Origin of the sequence: Dyadobacter luteus (genome assembly GCF_003383615.1) — a bacterium.
GTDB lineage: Bacteria > Bacteroidota > Bacteroidia > Cytophagales > Spirosomataceae > Dyadobacter > Dyadobacter luteus.
This window is the reverse complement of the sequence record NZ_QNUL01000031.1, coordinates 1-12078: the sequence shown is the minus strand read 5'-3', so window position 1 is coordinate 12078 and position 12078 is coordinate 1. Positions and strand designations below refer to the sequence as shown.

At 43.7% G+C, this 12078-nt stretch carries 13 protein-coding genes; 8 read left to right on the top strand and 5 right to left on the bottom strand.

The genetic code is table 11. The features are described 5' to 3' along the window. Positions 1-12: 12 nt before the first annotated feature. From DSL64_RS24825 to DSL64_RS24815, 3 genes are all read right to left on the bottom strand, one after another. On the bottom strand, positions 13-249 hold the full coding sequence (locus tag DSL64_RS24825) for a hypothetical protein (RefSeq protein ID WP_115833656.1): 237 nt from the start codon (positions 247-249) through the stop codon (positions 13-15). A gap of 39 nt (positions 250-288) precedes the next feature. Then, positions 289-621, bottom strand: a complete 333-nt coding sequence (gene ytxJ, locus DSL64_RS24820) for a bacillithiol system redox-active protein YtxJ (protein ID WP_115833710.1) — start codon at positions 619-621, stop codon at positions 289-291. Between the two features lie 140 nt (positions 622-761). Continuing rightward, complete coding sequence (locus tag DSL64_RS24815) at positions 762-2120, bottom strand: acyl-CoA dehydrogenase family protein (protein ID WP_115833655.1); 1359 nt, start codon at positions 2118-2120, stop codon at positions 762-764. A gap of 90 nt (positions 2121-2210) precedes the next feature. Here DSL64_RS24815 and DSL64_RS29040 point away from each other — a divergent pair, with 90 nt between their 5' ends. Then, positions 2211-2372 (top strand): hypothetical protein, encoded by a 162-nt coding sequence (locus DSL64_RS29040; RefSeq protein WP_158547978.1) that lies wholly within the window; start codon positions 2211-2213, stop codon positions 2370-2372. 8 nt (positions 2373-2380) lie between these two features. On the opposite strand, the gene gdhA is transcribed toward DSL64_RS29040, so the two are convergent. Then, positions 2381-3718, bottom strand: a complete 1338-nt coding sequence (gene gdhA, locus DSL64_RS24805) for an NADP-specific glutamate dehydrogenase (RefSeq protein ID WP_115833653.1) — start codon at positions 3716-3718, stop codon at positions 2381-2383. A gap of 268 nt (positions 3719-3986) precedes the next feature. Beyond that, positions 3987-4919, bottom strand: a complete 933-nt coding sequence (locus DSL64_RS24800; RefSeq protein ID WP_115833652.1) for a hydrogen peroxide-inducible genes activator — start codon at positions 4917-4919, stop codon at positions 3987-3989. Between the two features lie 482 nt (positions 4920-5401). Here DSL64_RS24800 and DSL64_RS24795 point away from each other — a divergent pair, with 482 nt between their 5' ends. The 7 genes from DSL64_RS24795 to DSL64_RS24765 all read left to right on the top strand — a co-directional run bounded on the left by DSL64_RS24795 (position 5402) and on the right by DSL64_RS24765 (position 11939). After that, positions 5402-5692 (top strand): hypothetical protein, encoded by a 291-nt coding sequence (locus tag DSL64_RS24795; protein ID WP_115833651.1) that lies wholly within the window; start codon positions 5402-5404, stop codon positions 5690-5692. A 98-nt stretch (positions 5693-5790) separates the two neighbouring features. After that, positions 5791-6357 (top strand): RNA polymerase sigma-70 factor, encoded by a 567-nt coding sequence (locus tag DSL64_RS24790; RefSeq protein ID WP_115833650.1) that lies wholly within the window; start codon positions 5791-5793, stop codon positions 6355-6357. Positions 6358-6372: 15 nt separating this feature from the next. Next, the gene (locus tag DSL64_RS24785; RefSeq protein ID WP_115833649.1) at positions 6373-7359 is read left to right on the top strand and encodes a FecR family protein; all 987 of its coding nucleotides are present in this window, start codon (positions 6373-6375) and stop codon (positions 7357-7359) included. Between the two features lie 15 nt (positions 7360-7374). Then, positions 7375-9174 (top strand): STN and carboxypeptidase regulatory-like domain-containing protein, encoded by a 1800-nt coding sequence (locus DSL64_RS24780; RefSeq protein WP_115833648.1) that lies wholly within the window; start codon positions 7375-7377, stop codon positions 9172-9174. Positions 9175-9351: 177 nt separating this feature from the next. Further along, positions 9352-10389, top strand: coding sequence for a hypothetical protein (locus DSL64_RS24775; protein ID WP_115833647.1), 1038 nt, complete (start codon positions 9352-9354; stop codon positions 10387-10389). Then, complete coding sequence (locus DSL64_RS24770) at positions 10389-11273, top strand: lysophospholipid acyltransferase family protein (protein ID WP_115833646.1); 885 nt, start codon at positions 10389-10391, stop codon at positions 11271-11273. The genes DSL64_RS24775 and DSL64_RS24770 overlap by 1 nt, the downstream gene beginning before the upstream one ends. Positions 11274-11456: 183 nt before the next feature. Further along, complete coding sequence (locus DSL64_RS24765; protein WP_115833709.1) at positions 11457-11939, top strand: CHRD domain-containing protein; 483 nt, start codon at positions 11457-11459, stop codon at positions 11937-11939. Positions 11940-12078: the final 139 nt, after the last annotated feature.

Below are 12078 nucleotides of genomic sequence, written 5' to 3'. Positions count from 1 at the left end.
TGTTTTTATATGTCAGGTGCGGGGAAGTATATCTTCAATGTAAACTTCCCTGCCACTTTCAAGCAGTTTAATGAAAGTCCGGGCATCTTGTCCCAACAGTTCTTTAAAATGCTTTCCACGGTTTTCATCGTAATACCATTGCCAAACCAAACCATTTCCGGAGATATAATAATGTAGTTGAGCTCTTCCATAAGTATAAGATCCAGTCCAAATATATGGAATTATTCCATATATTTGGACTGGATCCATTTTTTATTCTTTCGACTTCCCAATCAAAAAAATGACGGCCTATGCCAGGTGTGACAATGCGGTACGGAGTGAGACTCCTTCATGGGATGTATCAAATACGCTTTGCCCGTTTTTTACTACAAGTATCTGTGGTGATTGATGCTCAACATCAAATGCATGCGCAATAAACTGCGATTCTCTTCGGTTGCTGATCACGTCTACGATATAGATCGGAACGTTCAAATCCTGCTGACCGCTTACTTCTGATTTAAGCTGCCTGTAAGCCATCAGACTAGTCATACAGCGTGGACTATGCTTGTAGATAATAGCGGTTTCCTGAGATCTGGCAATATCCTGTATTTGTTCTTCACTTGTAATGGTAATCCAATTCATGTTAATTATTGAAGCTAATTGGCGTTTCATATTATTAACAAAGAATCTAAATTTTCATTCCAGTATCTGTGAATAGGGAAAAGTAAAGTGTCCGCAGCAGTCAGTCTTATAAGTTGTCTGCTGCGGACATGCGCAGGAATTTATACAAATGCACTCTCCCCCGTAATCGCCCTTCCCACAATCAACGAATTAATTTCCTTCGTCCCTTCATAGGAATAAATGGCTTCGGCATCCGCTACGAAGCGGGCGATGTCGTATTCCAGCAGAATACCATTTCCTCCGAAAAGTTCACGGGCATGGTCCACAATGGAGCGCATCCGCAGTGTACAGAAAACCTTGGCCAGTGATGCATGTTCGTCGGTAATATCACCCCCGTCCTGTAACTGGGAAAGTCTGTGTACCATGGTTTGCATTGCAGTGAGGTCTCCGAGCATGGTTACCAGTAGATCCTGCACCAGCTGGAAGCTGGCAATTGGTCTGCCAAATTGTTTGCGTTTCATGGTATATTTCAAAGCCAGTTCGTAAGCGCCGCGTCCGCATCCAACTGCCTGCCAGGCTACACCTGCGCGCGTCATGCGCAGTACATTGGCTGTATCCTTAAAGGAATTGGCGTTTTGAAGCCGATCCACTTCGCTGACACGACAGTCCGTAAGTGTGATCAATGCATTCTGCACGGTTCTCAGCGCCATTTTGTCCTCCATTTTTTCTGCCTTAAAGCCCGGATTATCCTTCCGTACAATAAAGCCCTTTACTTGATTGTCCTCGGGATTACGCGCCCAAATGATGGTAATGTCTGAGAATGTGGCGTTACCAATCCATTTCTTTTGTCCGTTCAAGACCCATTCATCACCTTCTTTGCGGCAGGTAGTAGTGAGCCCTCCCGCTGCAGCCGATCCTACTTCCGGCTCCGTGAGGCCGAATGCGCCGATGACCTCCATACGCTGCATGATCGGTAACCAATATTGTTTTTGTTCTTCTGAGCCGCAGAGGTAAATGGATCCCATAGCGAGTCCGCTGTGTACTCCGAAAAATGTGGAAATTGAAGAATCGATACGGGCCATTTCCATGGCAATGAACCCCTCCAAAAGCGAAGATTTTCCAGCACAACCGTACCCTTTGTAGGTAAGCCCGCATATGTCCAGCTTAGCCATCAATGGGATGATGTGCATAGGAAAGTGCGCCTTGTTCCAATATTCATTGGCTATAGGTTTAATCTCAGTTTCCATAAACTCCCGTACTTTCAGTTGGATCGCTTTTTCTTCCGCAGACAAGGTTTTACTTAAATCGTAAAAATCTCCGTTGACTTCCGGTTTAGGGCGTTTGTCGCCGGAGCCTGCCTGCATGAATTTCAGCATTTTCGCCAAATCTTCCTCACTCATTTTTGACACTGTGCCCATGAGTTTGTTGAGGTCAACTTTCTGAGAAAGCTTGTGTACCGCCGCCAGATCTATATTTTTAAGAATGTTTCTTATCTGAGAAAATGAATCGAACAGGCCCATGTATTTCTGAATTTTAAGATGGAAATAATGTTACTTTTTACTAAAAGTAAAGCCATCCGGAAATCTCTTCAATGTGAAAATGATATCTTCATGGCTATACGTTTTTATCTTACATCAGAAAAAATCAGACCAGACGGTAAGTGGGGTAGGATATGCGGAAGCTATGCAGGCTTGCTCAGAGAAGGAGCAAGGTCAGAAAGAAAAAAAGGCAAATGGCGGGTGCGGCTCCCTGACCATTTACCTTATATTTAAAAGCGAAATTAAACGATACCCTGGGCAAGCATTGCATCAGCCACGCGCACAAACCCACCAATGTTGGCTCCTTGTACGTAGCTCATTCTGCCGTCGGGCGTATGTCCGTACTTTGTGCAGGTTGCATGTATATTGAACATGATGTCCTGCAATCTTTGATCAACTTCCTCACGGGTCCATGACAGGCGCAGTGAGTTTTGAGACATCTCCAGACCGGAAACAGCTACTCCACCAGCATTTGCGGCTTTGCCGGGAGCATACATAATATCTTCATTTTCAAATACAGCTATTGCTTCATTGGTACATGGCATATTTGCTCCTTCTGCGACCAGTTTACAGCCGTTTTTAATGAGCAATCTTGCATCATCCTCATTCAGCTCATTCTGCGTAGCGTTGGGCAAAGCAATATCACATGGTACTTCCCATGGTTTTCTGCCCTCCACATAGGTACAACCGAATTTGTCAGCGTACGATTTTATGCGCCCACGAACCTCATTCTTTAAATGCATGATATAGGCAAATTTCTCAGCATCAATACCTTTTGGGTCGTAGATGTATCCTGCTGAGTCAGACAGTGTCACCACTTTCGCTCCCAGTTCGATACATTTTTCAAGTGTATATTGAGCTACATTCCCTGAACCTGATACAACAACTGTTTTTCCCTTTATGCTGTCATTACGAAGTTTCAACATTTGTTCAACAAAGTAGACAACGCCGTATCCGGTTGCTTCAGGACGGATGAGACTACCTCCGTAGCTGGCACCTTTTCCTGTAAGAACACCGGTAAATTCATTTTTAAGTCTTTTGTATTGTCCAAATAAAAAGCCGATTTCGCGGCCTCCCACACCTATATCACCGGCAGGAACGTCATTGTCTGAACTGATATGACGGAAAAGTTCAGTCATAAAGCTCTGGCAAAACGTCATTACTTCACGGTCCGACTTGCCTTTAGGATCAAAATCAGACCCTCCTTTACCACCACCCATAGGTAGTTGAGTAAGACTGTTTTTGAAGGTTTGCTCGAAAGCAAGAAATTTTAACGTGCTCAGATTGACCGATGGATGAAACCTCAATCCACCTTTGTAGGGGCCGATTGCACTATTCGCCTGTACACGATAGCCACGGTTTACTTCAATTTCTCCCTTATCGTTGATCCAGGGAACGCGGAAAATGATAATCCTTTCAGGCTCAACAATCCTTTCCAAAATCCTGGCTTTCTGATAGACTGGTTTGTCTTCTATAAAAGGAATGATTGATTCAGCTACTTCCTGAACTGCCTGATGAAACTCATTTTCTCCCGGGTTGCGACTTATCACACGGGACATAAACGCTTGTACTTTATCCACTTTTCGATTGTTTAAGAATGTAGTCTAAAAACCATGGGTGAGGGTGTATCACGGCGAATTTAGGCAAGAACCCCTAAAATACACAGAGAAAGAGGACAGAATGAAAAGGAGTGATGGAGGCTGCTTTTGTGTTAAATTATACCTGTATTTGGCTTTTTCTGAGTAGGATTTGAGAAATGTAATCCAATTTGATCCTGATCTGGCAGAAAGTGTACCAGATCAGAAAAATTTGGTTTTGATTAGATCCTGATCAGTAAATTTAATTTTTTCAATAAATCCTGATTTGTTCGTCACTTTCTGCAATTATCTGGGGAATATATTCGCGAATACCTTTGTGTAAAGCATCGATCAGTCGCGATTTCACTAGTTCTCTGTTCACCACCAGACAAACTTCCCGCGCAGGTTCCGGATAGCGAAAGTGGCGGATATGTTTTTTTCGTTCCTCGGACAGCTCAGCAACGGCCAGTTCAGGCAAAATAGTAATGCCGCCATTGCGATCCACCATACGAATCAGTGTTTCAATACTACCCGAACGGTAGTTAAAGCTGTTGCCAAACCGACTGCTTTTGCTCAACTCGCAAAGGCGTTGTATCTGGGTGCGAAAGCAGTGTCCTTCTTCCAGCAGCCAAAGCTCATTGGGTTCGATATCTCCTGGTAAAATGTATTGCTTATTATACAGATCAGTATTGGCAGAGACATACGCGTAGAAGCGCTCCTTGTATAATGGAATTTCCTGCAAACTATTTTCTCCTGATACGGTAGCAACTATCCCTACGTCAATATTGCCCGTTTTGAGTTCAGACATAATTCTTTCCGTAATCATTTCCGATACGTGAAGCCTGATATTGGGATAAGCTTCTATAAAAGGCTGAACGAAATGTGGCAAAAGATAAGGAGCGATGGTGGGGATAATACCTATTTTGAGTTCCCCGGAAAGATCTCCGTTGAAATGCTTGGCGATTTCGTTCATCCGTCCGGTTTCCCTCAAAATCACCTTGGCCTGATCAATAATTTGGCGCCCGACTCCGGTAGGAACAATTGGTTGTTTTGTTCTGTCAAATATTTTGATTCCCAGCTCTTCTTCCAGTTTACGGATCATCATCGAAAGTGTAGGTTGGGTCACATTGCAATGTTCTGCAGCTTGAACAAAATGCCGGTGATTGTCTACTGCAACAATATATTCGAGTTGTTGGATATTCATATCTGTGATTCAGTCTTTATTAAGGGTATAAATTTCCTCTATGCAAAAGTAGTTAATAATTGGTTTTGTTGATCAGTTAGATCCGGTCTGCACGCGCGAGCAGGCTGAACGGAGCAGGTGGTTATGTTCCTGTTAGCTATACCGTTCAGCCCGCCTTGGGGCGTTCAGAACGGAGGCGCTTTCCCGGTCTGCATGCGTCAGCAGGCTGAACGGAGTTTAGAGCATTTTATTGGTTATACCGTTCAGCCCGCCTTGGGGCGTTCAGACCGGAGGCATTTTTCGGTCTGCATGCGCCAGCAGGCTGAACGGTGAAGTAGTTGGTTATGGTTCCTGTTGTAATATCGTTCAGACCGCCTTGAGGCGTTCAGACCGGAGAACCATCTGACCTGAACAGGATTGTTCAATCAGATATACACAATACGAATACTTCCTGTATTTTTACAATACATAAAAAAACTATCACTCACTCAAAATTCGTAAGTATGAAAAAGTTAAAAGCACTTTTAGTCGCGGCGCTTCTTGTAGCAGGGGGAAACATATTCGCACAAACTGCCACTCCTGCCACGTCTTCTACACCGGCGAAAAAGGAGATCAAAACCAAAGCTGACGGTACGCCGGACAAACGTTATTCGGAAAACCAGAAACTAAAGAAAGACGGCACGCCGGATAAGCGCTATACAGAGAACAAAAACCTGAAAAAGGATGGTACTCCGGATAAACGCTACAAAACATCCAGACCAGATACAACCACGACTGCCAGGAAGAAAAAATAATTCTGAAAAAAATTAGGGTAAGCGTCCGACTTGTTGTCATCCTGATGAACAACAAAGCCGGGCGCTTATTTTTGTGATGATATGAACACAGTTTCAGTATGAATATTGCCGAACCAGCAGGACAAAACCTGAGTAAAGACAGAGAACAGGAATTTGAAATTGTTTTTAAAAAATATTTCAAAGGGCTGCATGCTTATGCATGCACAATTCTGCATGATGAGGTGATGGCAGAAGAAATGGTCCAGAATGTCTTCTGCAGATTATGGGAAAAAACGGAACAGATTGAGATAAGAGAATCTGTGAGCGGTTATTTGTACCGGTCTGTTTATCATGAAAGTCTGAATTACATCAAGCATTTAAAAGTAAGAGACGCCTACCAAACTTATGCGGTAAGTCAAATGGAAAATACGAACAACACTTCACACAACATTGAACTGCGGGAACTGGAAGAAAGACTGGATGTGGCATTGAAGGAGTTACCGGAAAAGTGCCGTACCATTTTTCAGATGAGCCGTTTTGAAGAATTGAAATACCAGGAAATTGCTGACCGGCTTGAACTGCCACTCAAAACGGTGGAAAACCAAATGGGAAAAGCGCTAAGGTTGCTTCGCATTAAACTGGTTGATTTTCTACCGGCTTCATTTTTATTATTTTTCTTAGGCTAACCTGTACAGATGGTCATGAATACAAACCCTAATCATAGCATGGATGATCTTCTGGTAAAATGTATACTGGATGAGGCCTTGCCTGCAGAACGAGACGAGGTAGACAAATGGCGGGCTCAGCATCCGGAAAACGAGAAGTATTACAATCACTTCAAACTGATATGGCAACAGAGCAGAGAGCTTGCGTCGGCGAGTGATGTCAATGAAGAAGAAGCCTGGGAACGTTTCAAAAAGCGGACTGCGGAAAATGAAAGGCCTGTTATTGAATTGAATAGCAACAGACCCAATTATCTGTTCAGAATAGCCGCTGCTATTGTTGTTATGGCGGGAGTTGGATGGGCGGTATATTTCTCCATGTTCAGAAATCGTCCTGAAGAACTAGTGACTGTAAAGGCAGGCGCTGAGGCGCTCGTAGATACTTTGCCTGACGGTTCGGTGGTAACGCTAAACCGGAGGTCATCTATCTCATATCCTGAAGGTTTTGCTCACGGGGCCTCGCGACCTGTCACACTGAGAGGAGAAGCTTTCTTTGATGTTCAGCCCGATAAGTCGAAGCCATTCGTTATTACTGTGAATGACGTTACTGTCACGGTAGTAGGAACTTCTTTCAATATAAAAAGTAATGAAAGCAGTACAGAAGTGATTGTGGAAACCGGGCTTGTGGAGGTGGAGAAATCAACAGAGATGGTAAAATTGCATCCTCAGGAAAAAGTGATTGTTCACAAAGAAAAGAACAAGCTTGAAAAGGAGCTAAGCGGTGATGAACTCTATAAATATTACCGCACGGGTAAATTGGTTTGTAATGACATTCCGCTTTCTGAAGTAATCTCAAAGCTGAACGAAGTTTACAATACCCGCATCATCATTGAAAATAAAAAACTGGCAGATCAAAAATTCAATACAACTTTGGAGCTTAAATCATTGTCCGCAGATTTACATGTGATAAGGGAAACATTCTCCTGTACCATCCATCAAAACGGCGACACTTTGATACTTAAATAGGTCTTACATTCCGGAATGAAATATTTTTCCTTTAAAAAAATAAGGATAGGACTACTGACTGTGTTTTTCGCAGTCAGTAGTTTGTCGTTTAGTGCAGCGCAGAAATTACTGAATCAGGTTGTGAGTATTACTGCTAACAAGCAACGTGTTTCGGAGGTGCTGAATACCTTGAGTACGCGGGGAAGTTTCTATTTTTCCTATAACACAGCTTCCATACCAGGGGACAGCGTAGTTACCATATCGGTACACGACAAGCCTTTGAAAGCCGTGCTGGATCAGTTGCTGGCCGGAAATTTCATGTATAAAGAAACGGGTAACTACATTATAGTTCAACCAGCGCCTCAGGATAGAAATATTTACATTACCGGCGTTATTCATGATCTGGAAACCGGTAAGCCTGTTGATTTTGTGAGTATCTATTCCAAAACAATTCTGACTGCCACAATGAGCCAGGACGACGGCACCTTTAGACTTAAACTCCGTGATCGTACTTTTCCGTTGGAGCTGACTGTAAGTAAAATCGGCTATGCAGACACGGTGCTGGTGGTGAAAAATGAAAGGGAGACCAAACTGAGTCTGGACTTGATACCCAAAGCAGTCGATCTGGATGAAGTGATGGTTTATAACAGTGCCGGCGACCGAACCTGGCTGGCAAGGCTGTTTGTCTCATCCCGATTAAGAGAACAAAGCAGGAATATCGGCCGTTTTTTTGTCGCTTTGCCGTATCAGGCTTCTCTTACGCCTGGCCTGGGAACACATGGCAGAATGAGCGGACAGGTGACCAATAAATTTTCCATGAATTTGATGGGCGGATACACGGCCGGAGTGAATGGGCTGGAAATAGCGGGAGGGTTTAATATCAGCAAAAATAATGTACGTGTTGCGCAATTGGCGGGGATATTCAATGTGGTGGCCGGATCTGTCCAGGGTGTACAGGTTGCGGGTTTTCATAACCATGTGCTTGATTCACTCGCAGGAGTTCAGATATCAGGTTTTGGAAATCTGGTCAACAAAGAAATGCGGGGAGTACAAATTGGAGGTTTCTTCAACGTCGCAGGAACACGGTCAAAGACGGATTCTCTGATACATGCTGTTCAGATATCCGCCGGTGTTAATTACATGCGGTCTGTGATCAAAGGCGTCCAGATTACCGGTGGAGCGAACATTGCACAGCGCGATTTTTCCGGTGCTCAGATCAGCGGAATATTGAATGTCGCCAGCCGGAGATCAAGTGGTTTGCAGCTTGCTCCTGTTAATTATGCGAAATATCTCAGGGGGCTGCAGATTGGTGTGGTGAATGTGGCAGATAGCTCTTCCGGTTATAGTTTTGGTCTGATCAACATTGTCAAACATGGAAAAGGTGCTGTTTCGGTTTACACCAATGAATCTGCTTTAACCAATGTCTCCTGGAAGACCGGAACCAACAGACTTTACAGCATCCTGAGTCTGGGGGCTGATTGGCGACCTGACAAAAAAGCATATCTTTTCGGCTACGGGCTTGGAACAGAGTTCAGGATCAATAAAGGTTTATCCGGCGCTATTGAGCTTTCAACGAACAATGCCTATACAGGAAATATAGATTCGATGCCCGGAATCCTTCGTTTGCAGACCTTACTTAATTTGCATTTGAACAAAAGACTGCTTCTTTCTGCCGGTCCGGCTCTATCGGTCATGACCGAAAAACAAACTGACCGGAGTGCTGGATTTGGTGCTTATCCTCCCAAATCTTATCTGAATTTTGGCACGGGTAAATCTTCATCGGCTTGGCTGGGCTGGCAATTTGGTTTGGTTTATGAATATGGTAAGTTGTTGTAATCCTATTAATTAGAGCGAAATGCTCTGATTCTTCTGAAATATTTTGCTGAAAATTTAGGGTAAAACCCCTTAATAGTGTCGGTACTTCGCATACAGGAAGAACCACCTTATTGAAGGCCTGCAATAGAAAGGTTGCCTGCTATGTGTTTGAAAAAATCAGAATTAAAGACAAACACAATGAAAAAGATATCACTCATTTCAGCCTTGGTTTACCATATACTTTTCAGTATTTCATCATCATTCGGGCAGTCCGACAGCGTGCGGCAGGTACATGTAGGTATCGTGTATCCGATTAGTTCCAATGGTGTAAAGGCTGCCGATTATTCCAATCGTTTCTCGCTTCACACTATCGCCGGCGTATCTGATAACGAGCTGGCCGTTGCCATTGCAGGTGGTGTCAACATCATCAAAGAAAATTCCAAAGGAACGACTATAGCAGGAGCCGTGAATCTGATTGGCAATACTGCTTATGGAGCACAAATCGCAGGGTTTTCCAATATCATCAGAAATGAAGCTTCGGGAGCTCAGGTGGCAGGATTTATGAATCTCTCGGGCAGTTCCGAAGGTGTACAGATTGCAGGATTTTCCAATATCACCAAAGCCAATGCGAAAGGCCTGCAAGTGTCAGGATTTTTGAATAAAGCAGAAAATACGGGAAACCAAATCGCTGGTGGGATCAACATTGCCAAAACAGTGAAGGGAGTGCAGTTGGCAGGGCTGATCAATATAGCAGACAGCAGTGATTACCCCATTGCAATATTAAATTTTATAAAAACCGGGGAGAAGTCGATCAGCTTATCTATAGACGAGACACTTACCACCATGGCTACATTTCGTTCAGGGGGGAGGGTCATGTATGGAATTCTTGGAGTAGGCTACAATCTGATGGATGACAATAAATCACTGTTTGGAATTGAATCTGGTTTGGGGGCGCATATTCCCGTAAGCAATCGTTTCAGAATTAATACCGAAATCGTATCCCAACAACTCTCCGATTTTAAAAAGGGAAGTTATTCCAAACATCATTTCAGAATCCTGCCAGCTTATAGATTTGGGAAAATGGAAATCTTTGCCGGTCCGTCTGTCAATTACGTGAATTATTCACAAGATCGGGGATACGGTTTCAAAAGCAATTATCTGTGGAGTAAAAATGGTCGCCGTGACTTTCAGGGATTGTATGTGGGTGTAACAGGCGGAATCCAGATTATTTTGTGATGGAAATCGTCAATACCCGCCGGAGAACCGGACTGGTCCGTTTTGTTCTCCCGCAGTGGCAAGTTGGGTTCAGCCTTTTAAAAGCAACCTGCCATCTGGTTTCAGCTATGGTTAGTTTACTGTTCGTATATGTGCTACCGTACCGAAGAAAGGTGATTGGCAGCAACATCATGCGTACGTTTCCAGCAACATCACCCCGTGAACGGAAAATGTTTCTCAAACGGTACTATCAGCATCTGGCTGATCTGTTTACAGAATTTTTTTTGATTCATTTTGGTTCGGAAGAAGCGGTAAATCGCTTGGTTAGATATGAGAACCCTGGTTTTCCGGGCAGTATTCTGAACGACGGGAAGGATGTGGTCATTCTTGCTTCGCATTATGGAAATTGGGAATATTTGCTTTCATTACCTGAGGTGGTAGACTGTGAAGTTATTACCGGCTATTCGCCCGTTGGATGGAAATGGATGAACAACTTACTGAGAAGTATGCGAGGCAGATATGGAATGAGGCTTATTGATAAGCAGGATTGGTACAAGCATTGTCTTCGCCATCAAAGTAATACACCCACTGTTTATTTGTCGATTACCGATCAGCGACCCATTCGTAAAACGCAGGATGCAGTCTCTTTTTTCAATCAACAAACCTTTGTTCAATGTGGCGGAGCAAGACTTGCCGAAAGAAAATCTGCAGCTACATTTTATCTGGATGTAAGAAAAAGCAAACGTAATGTATACAGTTTCCGATTTGTGGAATTGTCGGATGGTACCGCGACGAAGGCTGAGATCATGGATCGTTACTTTAATTGTCTTGAAACTACCATCAGGCGCGAACCGGAATTGTGGCTTTGGTCGCATAATCGGTGGCAGTTCCGTGCGAGGGTATAACTGCGTGCCAGGCAATATTGTGTTGTATTAGTGGGCAATCAGTTACATTTTTACTCACTTTTTAACTTTGTTGGATTGGTATTAAGTGTTTGATATGTAGTTGTTTAGTATGTTTTTGGATTGTTGGGTACTAAAATTTACCATTGAGGCGTCAAACCAATTTCTTACTAAATGGCTTACCATATGAGAAAATTAGCATTAATGGGTTCCTTTCTGGCTGTTGTGGCGTTGGGCTGTAAAGATGATGAAAACACCGTGACGGATCCGCTTCCGCTTGCTGACTTAAAGGTGACAACCACGCTCTCAGGAGCAAATGAGGTACCCAGCAATACTTCTACTGCGACAGGAGCAGTGGACGGGTTACTGGATCAGGAGACAAGAATTCTTAGTTTGAATATTACTTATAGTGATTCGGCTGCCGCCGATTCCACTTCGGCCGATTCGTTATTCCGACCGACCGCATGGCACATACATAAAGGTGCTGTGGATACAACTGGTGCCGTGGTGATTAATCTTGGAAGCACTTTTACAACTCCGTTTGCATTCAAGGATACACTTACCGAACAGCAGGTGGCTGACCTGAAAGCCGGGTTATACTATGTGAATATTCATACTGCCAGATTTCCTGATGGCGAAATCCGCGGGCAGCTTAAAGCAGAGGAATAAAAAATGCTGATTTACTCAACGTTGTATAAACATGAAAGCAGACGCTCCGGTGTCTGCTTTTTGTGTGTGTCAGGCATGTTCTATATCTATAGGGTGCAAGTCCCGAACGAGAGTTGCAGTACTTATCGTTAGCTGATGG